Origin of the sequence: Acinetobacter sp. TG2027 (assembly GCF_000302435.1) — a bacterium.
Taxonomy (GTDB): Bacteria; Pseudomonadota; Gammaproteobacteria; order Pseudomonadales; family Moraxellaceae; genus Acinetobacter; species Acinetobacter pittii.
In genome coordinates this window covers 36,579-55,973 of the sequence record NZ_AMJN01000001.1, presented here as the reverse complement: position 1 = coordinate 55,973, position 19,395 = coordinate 36,579, and the positions used below count along the sequence as shown (strand labels likewise).

Below are 19,395 nucleotides of genomic sequence, written 5' to 3'. Positions count from 1 at the left end.
ACTGGAGTTATGGAATCATCCACGGAACAAGATAAGCCTGAACCGTAATAATGATGCCAACAAAGACAGTGAATATGATGCTATGTTTTACCGTGAAACGGAACAAGTCAGACTCTTTTCCAACTAAGCCCACCGCTGCACAAGCAATGGCAATCGACTGCGGAGAAATCATCTTACCTGTCACGCCACCACTGGTATTAGCAGCCACCAATAATACTTCCGGAATACCAATTTGCTGCGCTGTAGTTGCCTGTAGTGCCGAGAACAAAGCATTTGAAGATGTATCTGAACCTGTAAGGAACACACCAAGCCAACCCAAAAATGGCGAGAAGAAAGTAAACGCATGACCCGTATGCGATAGAGCCAAAGCCAAAGTTGCAGATAAACCTGAATAGTTCGCAATAAAAGCAAAAGCCAACACCATACCAATTGAATAAATCGGTGTTTTTAACTCATTGAGTGTTTCACCAAAAGTTGTTACGGCCTCACTTGCTTTCATTTTCAAGAAAATAGCAGTGATGATTGCAGCAATAAAAATTGCCGTACCTGTTGCAGAGAACCAGTCAAACTTATAAATCGCTTCGTATGGCTTCATCTCTGCCACAATCGGTGGCATTTTCTCGACCAATTTGTGTAAATACGGCACTTCAAGTTTAAAAATCCAGTGTTCAAGAGCACCATCTTTTGCAAATAATGCTTTAAATGGCTTAACGCTCCAGATCGTCACCATCACGGTTAAGATTGCAAATGGAGACCATGCCTTAGCAATTTTGCCAATGCTATAACGTTGAACCGTGGTTGGTTGCTGAGTTAAAGTTTGGCCAGCTTCAGGTTCAAAACGGAAAATATGTTTTGGTTTCCAAACACGGAACAGTAAAGTTAAGCTCACCAATGATGCAATTGCTGCGGTAATATCTGGTAACTCAGGACCAATAAAGTTAGATGTAAGATACTGGGCAATCGCAAAAGCGCCACCACCGACTAACACCGCAGGCCAAGTTTCTTTAACACCACGCCAACCATCCATAATCGCCATAATCCAGAACAGCACGATTAGCGTTAAAAACGGCAACTGACGACCCACCATCTGGCTAATTTCCATGGTATCTACACCAGAAACCTGCCCCGCCACAATAATTGGAATACCCATTGCACCAAATGCCACTGGCGCTGTATTTACAATCAAGCACAGACCCGCTGCATAAAGTGGTTTAAAGCCTAAACCAACAAGGAGTGCAGCGGTAATTGCGACAGGAGCACCAAAGCCAGCCGCCCCTTCAAGGAAAGTACCAAATGCAAAACCAACCAATAGCATTTGCAGACGTTGGTCTTCGGTAATCGACAAAATGCTTGAACGAATAATCTCAAACTGACCTGTTTTTACCGAAATTTTGTATAGAAAAACTGCCCCAATAATGATCCATGAAATTGGCCATAGACCATAGAAGAAACCATAAATAATGGATGCAAAGGCCATTTGACCCGGCATTTGATAGAAAAAGAGTGCAATCAATAATGCAATAATGACTGTGCCTGTACCCGCGATACTGCCTTTTAAACGAAAAACTGCTAATGCTAAAAAGAAGAAAATAATCGGGATTAATGCAACCGCACTGGACAGCCAAATATTATTTAAAGGGTCATAAAGTTGTTGCCACATATTGAGCATTGTCATCTCCTTGAAATGCCGGGGCGAATTTTTTGTACCTTAAATTCTTAAACATTTAACACAATTGGTATGACCAATTAAAAATTAAGTGCAAATGTTATTCCTTAAACCACAGACCGAATCATAAACATAGATATTGGCAAGATCAATAATTAAATAATCATTATAATTGGTATGACCAATAGCACTAAGCAAAATCAAGTAATTCCCAATTTATAAATTTATTTATTAGACTAAAGTCGTAAAAATCTTTCTCATAAATTTAGATATGAATTACAGAAATGAAGTGGAAAATTTGAATATAAAAACTATAAACATACCTGTTTCATGATCTATGTATAATGTGCACACAACTCAAACCACATGTATTGAATTGAATAATGACTACTTTAACGTGTTTTAAAGCTTATGATATCCGAGGCAAACTCGGCACCGAATTGAATGAAGAAATCGCCTATAAAATTGGCCGCGCTTACGGACAAATCTATAAACCAAAGACTGTGGTTGTAGGTTGTGATATTCGTTTAAGCAGTGAGGCTTTAAAACAAGCGACCATCCGCGGGTTAAATGACGCGGGTGTCAATGTTCTTGATTTGGGCATGACAGGTACTGAAGAAGTTTACTTCGCCGCTTTCCATTTAGATGTGCAAGGTGGTATCGAAGTTACTGCTAGCCATAATCCAATGGACTATAACGGCATGAAATTAGTACGAGAAAATGCTCGTCCAATTAGTGCTGATACCGGTTTAAAAGAAATTCAGGCTTTAGCAGAAACCAATAACTTTGAAGAAGTTAGTCAAAAAGGTACAACTCAAAGTTATAACATTTTACCTGAGTTCGTTGATCACTTAATTACCTATATTGAACCAGCAAAAATCCGCCCACTTAAGTTAGTGGTAAACGCTGGTAATGGGGCTGCGGGTCACGTCATTGATGCCATTGAAGAAAAATTTAAAGCGCTTAACGTGCCAGTTGAATTTATTAAAATTCACCATGAAGCAGATGGTACTTTCCCAAATGGGATTCCCAACCCAATTTTAATTGAAAACCGTGACAGTACCCGTAATGCTGTAATTGAGCATAAAGCAGATATGGGAATTGCCTGGGACGGCGACTTTGACCGCTGTTTCTTATTTGATGAGAAGGGACAGTTCATTGAAGGCTACTATATTGTCGGCCTCTTGGCTCAAGCTTTCTTAATTAAGCAGTCAGGTGAAAAAATCGTTCATGACCCACGTTTAGTGTGGAACACATTTGATATCGTAGATGAATACAAAGGTGTCGCTGTACAGTCAAAATCTGGTCACGCGTTCATTAAAGATGTGATGCGTGAACACAATGCTGTATATGGCGGTGAAATGAGTGCCCATCACTATTTCCGTGACTTTGCTTACTGCGACAGCGGGATGATTCCATGGTTACTCACCGTTGCCCTACTCTCTGAAACAGGTCAATCTCTTTCAACCCTAGTTGAAAATATGATTACCAAGTTTCCTTGCAGTGGTGAAATCAACTTTAAAGTGGCTGATACACAGATCACTATTCAAAAGATTTTCGATTTCTATGCTGATCAAAATCCAAAAATTGATCGTACCGATGGTGTAAGCCTCGACTTTGGCGCATGGCGCTTTAATGTGCGTGCTTCAAACACTGAGCCTTTACTACGTCTCAACATTGAAAGCCGTGCCGATCGCCAAGCTCAGCCAATGCAGTATTATGTAGATGAATTGACTAAGTTGGTACAGAACTAATCAAAAATAAAAAAAGGAGCAATAAGCTCCTTTTTTTATTGGTATTTAATTATATCCATTAGGATTCTGCTTCTGCCAGTTCCAACTATCTTTAAGCATATCCTCTAAACCATATTGCGGCTGCCAACCTAGCTCCGCAACTGCGCGAGCGTTATCGGCAAAAGATGTTCCTACATCGCCTGCTCGACGTGGCGCAAATTCAAAAGCAACAGGCACACCGTTAACTTGCTCAAATGTATTTTTTACTTGCAAAACCGATGAACCATTACCTGTACCAATATTCCATGCACGGCAACCTTTCGCTTCTAATCGGTTATTTAAAGCACATAAATGTGCATTCGCTAAATCGACTACATGGATATAGTCACGTACCCCAGTCCCATCTACAGTATTGTAGTCGTTACCATAAATAGATAGCTTTTCACGGCGACCTACAGCAACTTGAGTCACATATGGCATTAAATTATTTGGAATACCTTGTGGGTCTTCACCAATACGGCCACTCTTATGTGCACCAACTGGGTTAAAATAACGAAGTAATGCGATTGACCATTTAGAATTTGACTCTGACAGTTTTTGCAATAATTGCTCAACAATCAGTTTTGTATAGCCATAGTTATTACTTGGCATACCTGTTGGCATATCTTCATTTAATGGAGATATATTGGCCTCGTCATATACGGTCGCAGAAGAACTAAACACAAGTGTATAAACACCTGCCTTTTCCATTGACTTAACGAGTTGAATACTACCAGCAATATTATTATCAAAATAAATTAGCGGCTTTTCCTGGCTTTCACCAACTGCTTTTAAACCTGCAAAATGAATAACCGCATCAATTGAATGTTCCTGAAACACGCGATCAAGTTCATTTGCATTACGAATATCACCCTGCACAAAAGCTAAACTCTTTTGTGTGATATCCTGAACTCTCTTTAATGATTCTTCAGAGCTATTTGATAGATTATCAAAAACAATAACTTCATGGCCAGCATTTAAAAGCTCTACACAGGTGTGTGAACCAATATAACCTGCTCCACCAGTAACTAGGATTTTAGCCATCTACTTTTCCTAATAATATTTTAATTAATCCACGTGTTGAGGCATCTAATGATGAAAGATCATTTTGAACCCCATTTAAAATAGGTAATAGCTGATCAGCAATCTGTTTACCTTTTTCGACACCCCATTGATCAAACGGGTTAATATTCCAAATTACAGACTGCACAAAAACTTTATGCTCATATAAAGCAATTAACATTCCCAAACTATATGGATTTAACTCTTTCAATAATAGGGTTGAACTCGGTTGGTTACCTTCATATTGCTTGTAAATCGGCAGTTTTTCTAATTCAGTTGAGTCTAAAGCTTCATTACCAAAGGCCAATAATCTTGATTGGGCCAAACAATTCGATAATGCAAGATGATGCTGTTCAACTAAAGCGTCTGCATTTTCAACATAGGTAAAATGGTCAGCGTTATAGCGTTGGACTGGCGCAATAAAATCACAGCTTACTGCTTGAGTTCCTTGATGTAATAACTGATAGAAGGCGTGTTGAGCATTTGGTCCAACTTCACCCCATACAATTGGGCACGTATCGAGTTCGACTTTTTGACCGTCACGTTGTACCGATTTACCATTAGATTCCATTTCAAGCTGCTGTAAATAAGCAGCGAAATACTTTAATCGACCATCATAAGGCAATACGGCATGTGTTTGAATATTTAAAAAATTATTGTTCCAAACGCCTAATAATCCCATTAAAACAGGAATATTTTGCTCATAACTTGTATTTTGAAAATGTTCATCTATTGCATGAGCACCAGCTAAGAGTTGTTGAAAACCTTCAACTCCGATACTCAACGCAATAGGTAAACCAATGCATGACCACAATGAGTAACGGCCACCTACCCAGTCCCAAAGCAGTAATTGATTTTCTGGGGCAATCCCCCATTCAGTCATTTTATCTGCTTTTGTTGATACTCCAACAAAATGACTTTTTAAAACTCGGGCATGTGTTCCCAAAGTTTTTTCAAGCCACTGACGTACGGTTTGGGCATTTGATAAAGTATCAATCGTTCCAAAAGATTTTGAAGAAATAATAAATAGTGTAGTTTCTGGACGAAGTTGGTGGAGTAATTCCGATAACTGACTACCATCCATAGTCGATACAAAGTGAACATTTAAAGGTTTAGCTGTTTTCACTTTAAAATCTGACAACGCATGCGTGACCATTTGTGGCCCTAAATCAGAACCACCCACACCAATGTTCACAACATCTTGAATCACTTCACCAGTTGCACCGCGATATTGACCAGCATGGATCTTTTCCACTAAAGCATACATACGTTGTAACTGGCTATGGACTTGAGTCGTTAACTCTGGAAACTTCGAATAGTCAACTGGCAAGCGTAATGCCCAATGCATTGCTGCACGTTGCTCTGTACAATTTACTTTGTCTTGTGAAAAAAGACGTTCAATCCATTGATTTAATTGTTTAGTTTTCGCAAGAGCAGTCAATTGTTCCAAAATGTCTTTAGTCACACGATGTTTACTATAATCAAAAACTAATGGATCAAATTTTATAGAGTATTGTTGAAAGCGATCTGGTTCTGAAGCGAACAATTCTTTTATGTGTAACTTTGAATTTTTCTCACCCATTAACTGTAATTTTAGTAAAGGTGAAACCAACTCTTTAGGAAATTTCTCGATAGATTTACTCATAAACGACCTACTCCTTCATAAGCAAAGCCCTTAGCCTTTACATATGCCGGGTCATAAATATTACGCCCATCCAAAATTAAAGGATGTTGCATCAATTGTTGTAACTGCTTAAAGTCAGGACTCCAGTACTGTTTCCATGCGGTAACCAAACATAAGGCATGTGCGCCTCGAGCAGCCTCATATTGATCAGTACACAGTATTAAATCCTTACGGTCACCATATGTAGCGGCAATTTCATCTAATGCTTGAGGATCATGCAAACGTACTGTTACACCTTGCGCCCACAATGCAGCTAATAAAATATGAATTGGCGAGTTATGTATGCTTGAGGTATTTTCTTTGAAGGATGCACCCCAAATAGCCACGGTTTTACCATTCAAATTACAATGATAATAATTCCACAGCTTACGGAATAAAATTTCTTTTTGTTGTTCGTTAATCGCCCATACCTGCTCTAACAGTCGACTTTTCGCCCCAGTTTCAGATACAGTACTCGAAAGTGTTAAAATATCATGCGAAAAATTTTCACCACCAAAACCAACTCCAGCGGACAAGTAAGCTGCTCCAATACGTGTATCGGCCGCAATACCATGCTTCACATTAGCAATATCAATACCGAGTTTCTCCGCCACCATAGCTAAGTCATTCATATAACTAATGCGGGTCGCCAACATGCCAGAAATACTAAGTTTGGTAAACTCAGCGTCTAAGATCGGCATAAATAAATATTGATAACTAAAACGGAAAAATGGGCGTAACAGCTCTTGCATTGTATCCCGTGCATGATTGGACTCAACACCAACAATGACATGTTTTACATTCAATACGCTGTTAATAGCATTCCCTTCTTGAATTACATCAGGGAAATAGATCCACTCGTCTTTTGGTAAATATTGTTTTAACTGATCAGTTCCATGTAAGCCAAACGTAGAACCATTTACCATTAATCTAGGATGAACAATAGGACGTTGGCTTAACTTCTCAACCGTATTTAAAGCAAGTTGCATTTGTGTGGGGCTAAAACAGAATAAATAAACTTCAACATCAAGTGGAATAGCAGAAAAAGGACTTTCTTGTAGAAAACCCGATCTTCTTTGCTTATTTAAATAATTATTAACTTCTTGATCTTGATAGGAAAGTACAGAAATATTTTCTTCGCAGGTGACACTCGTGCACCAATAAATCTGATTGCCATATTCAGCTAGTAATGCTGCCATTACACCAGCGTGTAAGGTAGTTCCAAACACTGCGATTTTCATTGCACACCTGATTTTTTAATATTCTATAGATTTCTCTTCCCGTTAAGGGAAGAGAATATATTGATTGTTTATTATATTCAGCAGTTTTTACAAATACTTAAGTAGAACTACACAATATTACAACTTAAGCTCTTGAATTAACTGTTTAAATTCTGACCCTAATTTAGGATGCTGAATTCCATAATGTAATACAGCTTTTAAATAACCAACCTTACTACCGCAGTCAAAAGTTTGGCCTTGCATACGATAGGCTTCAACAGTATCTGTTTCTTGTAACATCGCAATCGCATCTGTTAACTGGATTTCATTACCCGCACCTTTTGGCGTATTTTCTAAAAGGTGCATAATTTTTGCAGGTAATATATAGCGACCAACTACAGAAAGATTTGAAGGTGCAGAACCAACAGCAGGTTTTTCAACAATGCCTTGCATGGCAACACTTTCACCTTCATTAGGACTATGGTCTACATCTACAATCCCATATTGATCAACAAGGTTATCAGGTACAGCTTCTACCATAATTTGTGCGGCTTGCACTGCATCATAACGTGCAATCATACGGGTCAAATCATTTCGCCCCGAGTCGTCTTTTACCAAAACATCAGGTAATAAAACAGCAAAATCATCTTGGCCAACAATACTCTTTGCACATAAAACCGCATGTCCTAACCCTAAAGGCTGAGGTTGTCTGACACTTACAACACTCACATGGGGTGGAACAATTTGGGTAATTTCTGCAAGTAAATCAAATTTCTTTTTTTGCTCTAATGTTGTTTCTAATTCAAAGTTTCGATCAAAATAATTTTCGATTGACGCTTTTGAAGAGTGAGTCACCAAAATAATTTGCTCAATTCCTGCTTCAACTGCCTCACGCACTACATATTCAATGGCTGGACGGTCAACAACGGTCACCATTTCCTTTGGAATTGACTTACTTGCTGGTAAAAAACGTGTGCCTAGACCGGCTACTGGTAAAACTGCTTTTTTGATCATAATAAAGATTTCAAGATATAAAATTTACTTTACAGAAGAATCAACATTTTCTGGAGCATCATTACCTTTAAATAAAGATGGTCCAACATGCCCTGGCGCATTAATGCCTTCACGTTTAGTCATCACTTTGACTGTTTTAAACATAATTTTAAAGTCGACCCAAAGATTATGATTATCGACGTACCACACATCACACTTAAATCGCTCTTCATAATCGAGTTCATTACGGCCACTTACCTGAGCTAAACCTGTCATTCCAGGACGCACCTCTAAACGACGTGCCTGCTCTGGTGAATATAATGCAACAAAGTCTTTAAGCATTGGACGTGGGCCAACTACACTCATGTCACCTTTCAGTACATTAATAAGTTGCGGCATTTCATCTAAGCTTGTAGAGCGCAATTTTTGACCAAATGGAGTAATACGTGCCTCATCTGGCAACGGATTTCCTTCTGCATCAAAAGCATCCTTCATCGAACGGAACTTAATCATTTTAAATAATTTTCCGTCCTTTCCAGGCCTTTCTTGATAAAAGAATATGGGTGAACCTAAATTTTTACGGACCTTATAAGCAACTAACAGAAATATTGGCGATAGAACAATCAACGCTACTAAAGAGATCACAATGTCTACTAGACGCTTCATATTTTCATTCACTCTTTCTTTAATCTTTCCTAAGAAAAACATATAAATAATTAAATAGTACTTAAACTATATATTATTACCTTTCTTACAAACTAGGTAAAAAGATGGTTAGATATTAGAGGACGTTATTATAAAACATTCTCATATATCTTCCCTTGCAAATCTTGTAAATTTAGTTATCCAGTAAAAAATTTACATAAAAAAACAAATAATTAATAAAAACAAGTATTTCTTATTTAAAAATAATCCATATCTTAAATTTTCCCTACATTTAAGACACCTGTAGAGACATTTAGAAATAAACTTCCGAATATGAGCTCTTGATCTATTTTAAACTATTTTTCTGAATAAAATCAGACACTCCTTTCGCCCAATTAGACTTGAAATCCATTAAAGGCTTTGACCCATCCTTTTGCCTAGTTTCAGAACTTTCCCATAGAATAACCCCATCCGCTCCTTTCTGCTTGAAATAAAGCAGTCGGTCACGCATCTCTACATCTGTTAAGGCTTCCACATAACGCATGCCTGTTTTAGGATCTTTTTCCGGGAAATAATAACTAGCTGTTATATAAGGATATATTTTTAGATTATATTTGTTAGCATACTTATGACTTTCTGCCATATTAATATCAATTATTTTTTTCCAAATTTTGGGATCTCGAATATTATAGTTATAGATTACAGGACTTAAAAAATCTACCAATTCAGCAATTGGTTCATACTTCTTATTAAGAAGTTGATAACCTGGTATTCTAGCATCTGAAAGCATTTCACCTTCCGTACTAACAGGTAATAGAGAATAAACGCCTACTTTAGCTTGCCCACCTAGATAATGATAAAGTTTTAAAGTTTTGAGAACAACAGGAAGGACAGTTTCTGGTTTTCTATCATTGCCAACCTCTATATCAAAAGAAATTGGTATTTCTGGATTTTTCTTTGTATCTTCAACAATTTTCTTTATCTTTTCTACGTCTGGCTGTTTATTGGTCAAAAATTGATTTTCATACAAAACTTTTATTTGTTTAGTTCCAACCTCATAAAGAGCTTGTTGTGCTCGTGAATAACCATCCACTTTTTTTCCATACTTATCAACATGATACCTAAAAGGAACAAAACTATATATTGTAAAAGCATTACTATTTAAAGGTAACAATATAGCTAAACTCATAAACAATAACTTAATTTTCATTACTAATAGTCACAAATTTACACTTTTAAATATTTTATACTTTCTTCGAGAATAAGAAGATATTTATTTGTAAATTTGATTACATATAGATAAATTTCCCTATCTTTTCAAGAGAAGATTAAATGTTTCAATATATAAAAAGTGATCTATATAGATATTATGGAAAAGTTTCAATATTACTTTTTCTTAAATGTTATTTCTTAAATAGGGGTTTTAATTATACTGTATGGTTAAGATTAGCATCTTCACAAGGTGTTCTTTCTAAATTCGCACGCTTAATTTTAGCTAGAAAAACATTTAAGACGGGTATTGATATTAATTACAAAGCTAAAATTGGGTACGGCTTATACATTGGTCATGGTGGTCCACTAATTATTTATGGTTCTGCTACTATAGGAAATAACTGTAATTTTTCACAATTTACAACAATCGGGAGTTTATCGAATAGGGCTGCTATTATTGAAGATAATGTTTATATTGGTCCTCAAGTTTGTATTCTTGAACATATTAAAATTGGTGAAGGAGCAATGATCGGTGCGGGCAGCATTGTCACTAAAAATATAGAAAAAAACAAAGTGGTAGTAGGTAATCCAGCTAAGATAATAAAGGATGTAGAAATAAATGTAATAAATAACAAGTGGATAAAGTGTTGAAGACTTAATCCACTTTCAAAACTATGATTAATTGTTATTAAAAATATCCCTCGTATAGACTTTATCCAGAACATCTAAAAGATCATCTTCCAAGCGATTAGTTATAATAATATCACTTTGGTCTTTAAAAGAGTTAATATTATTTTCAATTAAACAATTATTAAATTCACTAATAGTTAAACTAGGCTCATAAATTATAACTTTTATTTTATTTTCAATAAGCTTATCTATAATATTTTGTACAGCGGAAGAACGGAAATTATCAGAACCATGTTTCATTATTAGGCGATATACCCCTACTACCTGCGCACCCTTTTCTATGATGTTTTGTACAATAAACTTTTTCCTAGTGGCATTTGCTTTTACAACAGCCTCAATAATATCATTAGGAACATCATTATAGTTAGCTAATAGCTGTTTAGTATCTTTAGGCAAACAATAACCACCATAACCAAAAGATGGATTATTATAATAATTTCCAATTCTAGGATCTAAGCATACACCTTCAATAATTTGTTTAGTATTTAAATTCTTTAATTCAGCGTATGTATCTAATTCATTAAAAAAAGAAACTCTCATAGCTAAATAAGTATTAGCAAATAACTTTATTGCCTCAGCTTCTGTAGAATTAGTTAATAGAATCGGCGTATCTTTCTTAATAGCACCTTGATATAATAACTCAGCAAACTCTTGAGCTCTATCCGACTGTTCACCTACTATAATACGCGAAGGATATAAATTATCATGCAAAGCTTTTCCTTCCCGGAGAAACTCAGGAGAAAATATAATATTATTTGTCTTATATTTTTCTCTTACATTATTAATAAAGCCTACAGGAATTGTAGATTTAATAACTATTAATGCATTCATATTTACAGATAAAATATCTTTAATAACTGACTCCACAGATGAAGTATTGAAATAATTTTTATCTTCATCGTAATCAGTTGGTGTAGCAATGATAATAATTTCAGAAGAACGATAGGCCTCTTCCCAATCATTCGTTGCCTGAAGGTTTAATTTTTTTGTTTTAAGATAATCAATAATTTCTCGATCATGTATGGGAGATTTTTTATCATTAACAAGTTTTATACGCTCAACATTATTGTCTATAGCAAATACTGTATTATGCTGAGCCAAAAGTATGGCATTAGATAGCCCGACATAACCCAAACCAACTACAGTTATCATCTTGGACATGATTATTCACCTACAATATTAAATTTTGAAAAAAAGCGCCATTTTAGGAAATTTACTGCGAATAATGCCTCTGATAGCATAATGCGAAAAGTAATAAAAACTAGCAAATAATGATAATTTTTCAATATACCGATATAAATACCAATTATATTGAGCTGCTTTAAATTTATTAGCTGAAATTGAGTCAGAACGAATAGTATAATTTGCTAAATTTTCTTGCAAACCATGAGCATAATTTACTTTTTTAAGAATTTTTAACCATAAGGCAAAATCTTGACGTTTACGAATAAGAGGAAATTCCTGTTTACCTATTTTTTTTGTATCGTATATTACCGTTAAACATCCAATTACACATGTTTTTAATAATTCAGAATAATTTATTTTATTCGGAATAGGTACTATCCCTAAAACTTTACCTCCTTCATCAACTTTTAAGTAAGAAGTATAGGTAAATGAATAATCATTAAATAGCATAAAATCTATTTGTCGTTCCAGTTTTTCTGGTAGCCAACTATCATCACTATCTAAAAAAGCTATAAAGCGCCCCTGGGCTAATTGTATTCCTATATTACGAGCCACAGCAGCACCGGAATTTTCCTTAAGCTGAACTAATTTAATACGACTATCCTTTTCTTCATAAGTTTTAATAAACTCAGCAGAACTATCTGTAGAACAATCATCAATAATAATCATTTCCCAGTTCTTATAGGTTTGCGAAATAACAGAATCAATTGTTTTACCAATAAATTTTGCAGAATTATAAGAAGGTGTAATGATGGAAACTAAATTCATTTTTTCACCTTTAAATAGTTAAATAGACCTTTATACATAAGAAATAAGTTCGATAAAAAATATCTTTTCTTACTAGACTTTTTATAAGAAAAATAAATATATAATAAATTTGCCATTAAGAAACCATATATTCTAAAAAATACAGCTCCCCTATCATAAAAGAAATTATCATTTATTATTTTTCCAGAACTCTCGAAAGGATGAAAAACTAACTTTTGATTAACCGCATAAATATTTAAACCACTCTTCAAACAATCTGACAAGAAAATATTTTCTTCTCCTGATTTAAAAAAACTGCCGAGTCCAAACCTTTCGTCAAAACCAATATTTTTACTAAGGATAGATTCTTTATTAAATACAATCTCAACTGAAGAAACTTTCATAATTGAAAATTTATTCATTTTATAAATATAGTCTTTATAAGTTTTATATGGATAACCTTCTGGAGTGTAAATTTGAAATACTAAAATATCAGCATCAGGAATAGTATTAAAAAAATTTAGAATTTTTTCTTTATAATCGGTCACATAGTAGATATCATTATCAGCGATACAGCAATATTTATCATTTGCCAATGAAATTGCTCTATTTCTACTTTTAGATAACCCTTTCTCATTAAAATTATAAAAAGTAATATTGCTAGGGTCAGTAAAATCTAGATCTTTGGTTTGATTAATCACTACAGTATTACCATTATTTTTTTTAAAAAATAATGGTAATTTATTATCCATAGTAGACAATAAAACACAAACATTATTATTCAGACTCATAACCAAGCACCATTAAAATAATACAAATATTCATTTTTTGCAAAAAAAGTTACTTTAAGAAAATAAAACAAGAAATACATTAATATCATTAGAAAAAATATTCTCTTAGATTGTTTATATATATAAATAAATGGAAAAATAATAAATAATACAAAATACAAATAAATTCGATTAGCCATCCCTAAATGAAGCGACATTAAAAACATAAAATGAGTTAAAGCCCAAATTAGAACCATATAATTAAAAAAGCTTTCCTCATTTTTTGCAACTTCCTTATTATAATATGTATTTTTCTTAAGATAAAAAAACCAAAAAACTAAAATAAATGGAAGACTTATAAATTTTAAAAATAAATCTAAGAAAGTTTTAGATTCATTAAAATCTGAGTCTTGGTAATTTGCATAAATATAATCTTTACTTTGAAGGAAATCAAAAATAGTACTAGACCAATCTATATAATAGAAAAAGATACTACCAAAGAATATCAAGAATACTATTTTTTTAGAGATTTTTTTATAAATAAAACTTAAAAATAAAATAAAACATGCAGGCAATAGTACTGAAAAATGAAACATAGTACTAATAAAAATCAAAAACAAAGACTTAATATACTTTTTTTCAAAGCATAAACAAGCAATTATTGGTAAAAACAAAAGAGCCACATATTGTCTTATACCATTCATTTGGTTGTGATAAATCCCCGTAACTAAAAAAAATAAAGTAAAATACAACCAACTAGGTATGTTATATCTTTTTAAATAGAACATACCATAAAAAAATAAAAAAGTTTGTAAAAAACTAATTAATACAAATTGTAGTTGCGGAATATTAAAAAATTTAGAAGCTTCAACTATATAATAATAAATAAATTCATTTTTATTTAAATAAAAAGTATGCTCGTTATTATAAAAATAATCATAATATGTATAATAATCTGTACCAACACCCTTTTGAAAAGCAATAGGTAAAAAATATACTAAAATAGCAGGAAACCATACTATTAATTGAGTAAAGAAATTTTTACATTTTATTTTCTCAACACCATAAAGGTATAGGAAACAAAAGAAAAATACTCCTAAATATATCATTTTAAAACCTGTTGTAATTGCTGTACAAAATTTTCAAATGCAAAAATCGCTGCTCTTTCTTTACTCTTTAGTTGATAATTAGTTAAAGTATTGTGATTAACCATACAATCTATAATCCTTTCTGCGAGTTCTTTCTCATTATCTATATCGAATAAAATTCCATATTGACCGTTTTTCAACAACTCACATGCACCAATAGTTTTAGAAGCAATTACAGGCTTATTTGCAACTAGTGCTTCAGCTATAGCTAAAGAAAAACTTTCACTAAATGAAGTTGATATAAATATATCAGAATTATTTAAATATTCGGCTGGGTTCATTAAGAAACCTGTTAAGATAACTTCCGAACATAGACCAAGTTTTTCAATATCTCTTAATAAATTTTGACGTTCACTTCCCTCACCAATTATATAACATTTAAAAATATAACCTTGGTCTTTTACAATTTTTAACGCACGAATTAGGCAATTAAAATTCTTTATAACCTCAAGCCTACCAATAGTACATAAAGTAAATATATTTGATTTTTTTACTAACTTATATTGATTATTTATAACAAAATTATATATTACTTGTTTTTTTACATTATTTTCATATATCAAATTAAAACTTTCTAAAGCAGAATTTGAAACTGTAATTATCTTATCCATTCTACTATAAATATTACTTTCATCATTTTTATGAAATAATACTTGTGTCCAATGATTAGTAATAAAATCATTATGCACCCAAGTTAAATTTAATTTACTTTTACTTATTAAAAAATTATGTAGAAAAACAGGAATACCCTCTACAAAAGAAATTATACAATCATAATTTCCTTTTATAAGCTCTTTTACTCTTTTATTAAAAAATATCTTTATCCCAGTATATTTATATAATTTTTTTAAAATCCACCACTTTAATTTACTATCATTTTTCTTAAAATTATAAATTTTAACTTTATCAGAAGGGATTTTCGACAAGAAAGGTCCATCTTTATCAAAAATTAATAAATCAATTTCATAATTTAAATGATACTCAGATCTCTCAAGTAGGTCACTTAAGATTTTTTCTGCTCCGCCTGCACGCATTGAATTTACAATAAAGAGAACCTTTTTTTTCATTTAGAACAATACACTCTCATTAATAAGTTATTCATAGCAACTAAATATAGGATTTTTTCTCGAAACGAAAAATCTCTGTCAAATAGAGATAAAGAAAAATCTTCTATATATTTCTTTAACTCACTCTCAGAATTTCCAAAAGTTTTAAATCGATATAATCTTAATCTAGCAGCTTTCAATATAAGAAATTTCCCATAAACTTTAAAGTAAGGCTTTTTCTCTACCAGCAAAATATAAGGTAAAAAATTATTAATATAAAAATCATCTGTTTTTTGGTTTGTGAAGGAGTTTTCATGTTGTACGTAATAATACAGATGTGCATTTAAATAAGAAATTTTATTGGACAACCAAATTGAATCTAGTAAAAATTCCTCATCTTCGCAATATTTCAAATTTTCGCTAAAAAATAAATTGTTTTTTTGAATAAAGGATTTCCTAAACACTTTATTCCAAACAAATCCTCTAACGTCTCCTTTCATAATATTTGTAATAATTTTATCTTTAACTAGTTCTCCTAAATAACTTACAGGTATTTCTTCATTTTGATTTTTGATACAATAATTAAAGAAAACTATATCCGAGTCGTTTTTCTCTTCTAAATGCTTATAAATTTCATTTATAGCTGATTTAGAGATAAAATCATCAGCATCCATAAATAATAAATAATCGCCCTTGGCATTATTTATACCTAAATTTCTTGCAGCACTTACTCCTTTATTTTTCTGTTTAATTACTTTAAAATTTTTTTCTTTTGTATAAGCTGTGCATACATCATATGTATTATCAACACTACCATCATCTATGATTAGAACCTCAAAATCAGATCTAGTTTGCTCTAGCAATGAATCTAAAGTTTTATATATAGTTTTAGAAGCATTATAAGCTGGTATAATAACAGATATGAGCATTTTAAACTTTATCTCCAATAAAGAACTGTATTTTAAAAATAAGCCCTTTTTTATAAAAATAATTAAAGAGTGTTAATGACAAAAATTCCACAACAAGCATACTCCAAGCTGCTCCAATTAACCCCTTATAATAAATAAAACTAAAAGATAGAGGGATAGAAAGAAAAGTTACTAAAACTGTTTTTTTTGATAAGAAGCTATATCCACCATCTTTAATCATAAATCTAGCAATTATTATTCCTAGAGAAGAAAGCATAGAAGAAAAAATTATAATTAAAATAGAATCAAATGATTGTAAATATTCAGCACCATAAAGTTTATTAATTATATTCTTACCAAAAAAATATATTAATGCAAAATAAAATAAAGAAATAAAAACTATAAAAATATTTAAATAACCCATCATTTTATATATTTTATTTTTGTTATTTTCTTTATAAATTTTAGTCATATATGAAGTTATAATAGATTGATTAACAAAAGTCCATGTAACACCTAAAGTTACTGCAACTGAATATAAACCCAACTCATATGTAGATATCATTTTCCCTAATAAAAGATTATTTATCTGAGTATATAATCCAACTGAAATAGATGAAATAACCAACACACTACCAACCCTTAGATAATAATTAGTATATTTTTTTTCATTCAATAATTTATTCTTTACGATTTTTTCTTTTCGATTAAGCCATATTTTTTTAAGAAAAAAAGGGATAATTCCTATTAAAGCCAGAGGCAAGCAGAAGAAGTAAGGGCTCAACTTTTTCTCAACAATTAAATACCTAATTATTAAAACTATAAGTAACATTAATATATTTGAATATACATTTAATTGTGATTTTAAAATAGCGTTATTATAAACTACAAAAATATCTTGTATAATAAAAAATGTTGATATCGCTACTGCTATTCCAAAGCAGAATGTTAAAAAATCGCTAAAAATATACAACCATACTAATATTGGAAAACTTATTAATAAACATAGTATTTTTCTTATTTTTTGTGTAGCAAATAAATAATTTAATCCCGAAAGTTGATTCTGACTAACTCTCTTAAAAAGCACCTCTTGATTTCCAAACCAAATAATAGTTTGTGCTAAAGTAAAAATAGATATAACTAAAGCTATTTTTCCGTAATCAGATGGTCCTAAGTATTTCGCCACATAAGCATTTACAAGTATTAATCCAAATAATGAAATAACTTTTTCAAACATCATCCAAAATGAATTTGAAAAAATTTTTCTATCTATTAAACCTAACATACTATAATCTTATACTCGAATAAGCTTTATCTAATACATACTTCAAATCATAGAGTACGTGTTTTTCTTTGCCTAAAGCATGAAACTCTTGTGCACTCATAGATTTAAACTGATTATGTGCTACGGCAATGACGATCGCATCATACAAGCCTTGTTGTAATTCTTTAATTGGCGCTAAACCATATTCGTGTTGTACTTCTGTATCATCTACCCACGGATCATAGATATCTAAATCTAAATCATACTCTTTAAGGGCCTTAATAAAGTCGACAATTTTTGTATTACGGATATCTGGGCAGTTTTCTTTAAAACTGAGGCCCATCACTAAAATACGTGCACCAACCACTTGTATACGTTGCTTCACCATTTCCTTAATGAGTTGTGTCGCCACATGCTCACCCATACGGTCATTTAAGCGGCGGGCCGCTAAAATAATTTCCGGATGTAACCCAATAGATTGGGCTTTATGGGTTAAATAGTACGGATCTACCCCAATACAGTGGCCACCCACTAACCCAGGACGAAATGGTAAAAAGTTCCATTTTGTGCCTGCTGCTTTAAGGACCTCTTCAGTATCAATACCTAATTTATTGAAAATAAGAGCTAATTCATTAATAAGAGCAATATTGACATCGCGCTGGGTGTTTTCAATCACTTTAGCTGCTTCAGCAACCTTTATACTCGGTGCTTTATGTGTTCCGGCCTCAATAATCAGCCTATAAACTTCATCAACATAATCAGCTACTTCAAGAGTTGAACCAGAAGTGATTTTTAAAATATTAGTTACACGGTGAAGCTTATCCCCTGGGTTAATTCGTTCAGGGCTATAACCTGCGAAAAAGTCTTGATTAAATTTCAAACCTGACACTTTTTCTAAAACAGGAATACACACCTCTTCTGTCGCACCTGGATATACCGTAGATTCATAAACTACGATATCCCCTTTTTTAAGCACTTGACCAATGCTAGTTGAAGCTTTAACTAAGGGAGTTAAATCAGGTTGTTTAAAATCATCAATCGGTGTTGGAACGGTTACAATAAAAAAGTTACAGTCTTTTAATTTATTTAAGTCCGAGGTATAACTTAACTGAACTGCTTGTTGTAATTCTTGTGTAGACACTTCTAAGGTATGGTCTTTACCGCTTTTAAGCTCATCAATGCGTTTTTGATAAATATCAAAACCAACAACAGGTACTTTTTTCCCAAACTCAACTGCCAATGGTAAGCCTACATAGCCCAACCCAATAATTGCTATTTTTAAATTGGCAATTTGCATATAAACGAGCCTTTTTCCTTAGAGTTTATGTCTAATAAATCATGCTTTTGGCACTTACAATGCAGCGTACTATACCAGATTTTAAGTTACTGCCGAGAACCAATTGT

17 protein-coding genes are annotated in these 19,395 nt (G+C 32.7%); 2 read left to right on the top strand and 15 right to left on the bottom strand.

Going from position 1 to position 19,395, the window contains the following annotated elements:
- Positions 1-7 precede the first annotated feature (7 nt).
- Positions 8-1,675 (bottom strand): L-lactate permease, encoded by a 1,668-nt coding sequence (gene lldP, locus B806_RS0100270; RefSeq protein ID WP_171057084.1) that lies wholly within the window; start codon positions 1,673-1,675, stop codon positions 8-10.
- Positions 1,676-2,049: 374 nt separating this feature from the next.
- On the opposite strand from lldP, the gene B806_RS0100265 reads away from it, so the two are divergent.
- Positions 2,050-3,420 carry a phosphomannomutase/phosphoglucomutase gene (locus B806_RS0100265; RefSeq protein WP_017387441.1) on the top strand — a complete coding sequence of 457 codons (1,371 nt, stop codon included), beginning with the start codon at positions 2,050-2,052 and terminating at the stop codon, positions 3,418-3,420.
- A 45-nt stretch (positions 3,421-3,465) separates the two neighbouring features.
- Here the strand turns inward: B806_RS0100265 and galE are convergent, their stop codons facing one another.
- From galE to B806_RS0100235, 6 genes are all read right to left on the bottom strand, one after another.
- Entirely contained in the window at positions 3,466-4,482 is a 1,017-nt protein-coding gene (gene galE, locus B806_RS0100260; protein WP_017387442.1) for a UDP-glucose 4-epimerase GalE, read from the bottom strand.
- Positions 4,475-6,145: a glucose-6-phosphate isomerase gene (gene pgi, locus B806_RS0100255; protein ID WP_017387443.1), complete on the bottom strand. Its 1,671-nt coding sequence runs from the start codon at positions 6,143-6,145 to the stop codon at positions 4,475-4,477. Before pgi ends, galE begins: the two co-directional genes overlap by 8 nt.
- Entirely contained in the window at positions 6,142-7,404 is a 1,263-nt protein-coding gene (locus B806_RS0100250; RefSeq protein WP_017387444.1) for a nucleotide sugar dehydrogenase, read from the bottom strand. Before B806_RS0100250 ends, pgi begins: the two co-directional genes overlap by 4 nt.
- Before the next feature lie 117 nt (positions 7,405-7,521).
- Positions 7,522-8,397 carry a UTP--glucose-1-phosphate uridylyltransferase GalU gene (gene galU / locus B806_RS0100245; protein ID WP_016142570.1) on the bottom strand — a complete coding sequence of 292 codons (876 nt, stop codon included), beginning with the start codon at positions 8,395-8,397 and terminating at the stop codon, positions 7,522-7,524.
- Between the two features lie 24 nt (positions 8,398-8,421).
- Positions 8,422-9,042, bottom strand: coding sequence for a sugar transferase (locus B806_RS0100240; RefSeq protein WP_025466067.1), 621 nt, complete (start codon positions 9,040-9,042; stop codon positions 8,422-8,424).
- 325 nt (positions 9,043-9,367) lie between these two features.
- Complete coding sequence (locus B806_RS0100235) at positions 9,368-10,231, bottom strand: hypothetical protein (RefSeq protein ID WP_017387446.1); 864 nt, start codon at positions 10,229-10,231, stop codon at positions 9,368-9,370.
- Between the two features lie 122 nt (positions 10,232-10,353).
- On the opposite strand from B806_RS0100235, the gene B806_RS0100230 reads away from it, so the two are divergent.
- A complete protein-coding gene (locus B806_RS0100230) occupies positions 10,354-10,884 on the top strand; it encodes a DapH/DapD/GlmU-related protein (protein ID WP_017402477.1) in 531 nt (176 codons plus the stop codon).
- A gap of 27 nt (positions 10,885-10,911) precedes the next feature.
- Here B806_RS0100230 and B806_RS0100225 read toward each other — a convergent pair whose 3' ends face one another.
- Genes B806_RS0100225 through tviB form a run of 8 tightly spaced genes read right to left on the bottom strand, consistent with a single transcriptional unit; the run spans position 10,912 to position 19,288 of the window.
- Positions 10,912-12,084, bottom strand: coding sequence for a nucleotide sugar dehydrogenase (locus tag B806_RS0100225; protein ID WP_017387448.1), 1,173 nt, complete (start codon positions 12,082-12,084; stop codon positions 10,912-10,914).
- A gap of 18 nt (positions 12,085-12,102) precedes the next feature.
- On the bottom strand, positions 12,103-12,876 hold the full coding sequence (locus B806_RS0100220) for a glycosyltransferase family 2 protein (protein ID WP_017387449.1): 774 nt from the start codon (positions 12,874-12,876) through the stop codon (positions 12,103-12,105).
- A complete protein-coding gene (locus B806_RS0100215) occupies positions 12,873-13,646 on the bottom strand; it encodes a glycosyltransferase family A protein (RefSeq protein ID WP_017387450.1) in 774 nt (257 codons plus the stop codon). Before B806_RS0100215 ends, B806_RS0100220 begins: the two co-directional genes overlap by 4 nt.
- A complete protein-coding gene (locus tag B806_RS0100210; protein WP_017387451.1) occupies positions 13,643-14,734 on the bottom strand; it encodes an EpsG family protein in 1,092 nt (363 codons plus the stop codon). The genes B806_RS0100215 and B806_RS0100210 overlap by 4 nt, the downstream gene beginning before the upstream one ends.
- On the bottom strand, positions 14,731-15,840 hold the full coding sequence (locus B806_RS0100205) for a glycosyltransferase (protein WP_017402476.1): 1,110 nt from the start codon (positions 15,838-15,840) through the stop codon (positions 14,731-14,733). The genes B806_RS0100210 and B806_RS0100205 overlap by 4 nt, the downstream gene beginning before the upstream one ends.
- The gene (locus B806_RS0100200) at positions 15,837-16,748 is read right to left on the bottom strand and encodes a glycosyltransferase family 2 protein (RefSeq protein ID WP_017387453.1); all 912 of its coding nucleotides are present in this window, start codon (positions 16,746-16,748) and stop codon (positions 15,837-15,839) included. Before B806_RS0100200 ends, B806_RS0100205 begins: the two co-directional genes overlap by 4 nt.
- 1 nt (position 16,749) lies before the next feature.
- Entirely contained in the window at positions 16,750-18,012 is a 1,263-nt protein-coding gene (locus tag B806_RS0100195; protein WP_017387454.1) for an oligosaccharide flippase family protein, read from the bottom strand.
- Position 18,013: 1 nt separating this feature from the next.
- The gene (gene tviB, locus B806_RS0100190; protein WP_017387455.1) at positions 18,014-19,288 is read right to left on the bottom strand and encodes a Vi polysaccharide biosynthesis UDP-N-acetylglucosamine C-6 dehydrogenase TviB; all 1,275 of its coding nucleotides are present in this window, start codon (positions 19,286-19,288) and stop codon (positions 18,014-18,016) included.
- Positions 19,289-19,395 lie beyond the last annotated feature (107 nt).

Bases quoted from the DNA above. Each gene is read 5' to 3' on its own strand.
- lldP (WP_171057084.1), bottom strand. From the start codon at position 1,675: ATGACAATGCTCAATATGTGGCAACAACTTTATGACCCTTTAAATAAT.
- galU (WP_016142570.1), bottom strand. From the start codon at position 8,397: ATGATCAAAAAAGCAGTTTTACCAGTAGCCGGTCTAGGCACACGTTTT.
- B806_RS0100240 (WP_025466067.1), bottom strand. From the start codon at position 9,042: ATGAAGCGTCTAGTAGACATTGTGATCTCTTTAGTAGCGTTGATTGTT.
- B806_RS0100210 (WP_017387451.1), bottom strand. From the start codon at position 14,734: ATGATATATTTAGGAGTATTTTTCTTTTGTTTCCTATACCTTTATGGT.
- B806_RS0100205 (WP_017402476.1), bottom strand. From the start codon at position 15,840: ATGAAAAAAAAGGTTCTCTTTATTGTAAATTCAATGCGTGCAGGCGGA.
- tviB (WP_017387455.1), bottom strand. From the start codon at position 19,288: ATGCAAATTGCCAATTTAAAAATAGCAATTATTGGGTTGGGCTATGTA.
- pgi (WP_017387443.1), bottom strand. From the start codon at position 6,145: ATGAGTAAATCTATCGAGAAATTTCCTAAAGAGTTGGTTTCACCTTTA.
- galE (WP_017387442.1), bottom strand. From the start codon at position 4,482: ATGGCTAAAATCCTAGTTACTGGTGGAGCAGGTTATATTGGTTCACAC.
- B806_RS0100195 (WP_017387454.1), bottom strand. From the start codon at position 18,012: ATGTTAGGTTTAATAGATAGAAAAATTTTTTCAAATTCATTTTGGATG.
- B806_RS0100220 (WP_017387449.1), bottom strand. From the start codon at position 12,876: ATGAATTTAGTTTCCATCATTACACCTTCTTATAATTCTGCAAAATTT.
- B806_RS0100235 (WP_017387446.1), bottom strand. From the start codon at position 10,231: ATGAAAATTAAGTTATTGTTTATGAGTTTAGCTATATTGTTACCTTTA.
- B806_RS0100200 (WP_017387453.1), bottom strand. From the start codon at position 16,748: ATGCTCATATCTGTTATTATACCAGCTTATAATGCTTCTAAAACTATA.
- B806_RS0100250 (WP_017387444.1), bottom strand. From the start codon at position 7,404: ATGAAAATCGCAGTGTTTGGAACTACCTTACACGCTGGTGTAATGGCA.
- B806_RS0100265 (WP_017387441.1), top strand. From the start codon at position 2,050: ATGACTACTTTAACGTGTTTTAAAGCTTATGATATCCGAGGCAAACTC.
- B806_RS0100230 (WP_017402477.1), top strand. From the start codon at position 10,354: ATGTTTCAATATATAAAAAGTGATCTATATAGATATTATGGAAAAGTT.
- B806_RS0100215 (WP_017387450.1), bottom strand. From the start codon at position 13,646: ATGAGTCTGAATAATAATGTTTGTGTTTTATTGTCTACTATGGATAAT.
- B806_RS0100225 (WP_017387448.1), bottom strand. From the start codon at position 12,084: ATGTCCAAGATGATAACTGTAGTTGGTTTGGGTTATGTCGGGCTATCT.